Annotated in this window: 1 protein-coding gene; it reads right to left on the minus strand. The window is 78.9% G+C overall.

Annotated elements, in window-relative coordinates:
• The coding region (locus C1X29_RS29885; RefSeq protein WP_146023303.1) for a hypothetical protein at positions 1 to 275 on the minus strand (275 nt) is incomplete at both ends.

Below are 275 nucleotides of genomic sequence, written 5' to 3' on the forward strand. Positions count from 1 at the left end.
GCTCGGCCTCGCTCAGCCGCGTCTCCAGCTCCGGGATGCGCGCGGTCGCCTCGGCCAGCCGCGCCTCCAGCGCCTTGCTCTCCTCGGCCAGCCGCGCGATCGCTTCGGCGGCATCGCTCGCCAGCGATCCCTCGCGCGCACGGTCCTCGGCCAGCCGCACGCGCGCCGCCGCCAGCTCCTGCGTCCGCCGCAGCGCCGCCGCCTGCTCGCTGCGCAAGCCGCCGAGCTGATGCCCCGCCTCGCTCGCCGCCTCGCGCAGCGCCTGCGCTTGCCCC

Origin of the sequence: Pseudomonas sp. GW456-12-10-14-LB2, from assembly GCF_002884345.1 — a bacterium.
GTDB lineage: Bacteria > Pseudomonadota > Gammaproteobacteria > Pseudomonadales > Pseudomonadaceae > Aquipseudomonas > Aquipseudomonas paraglycinae.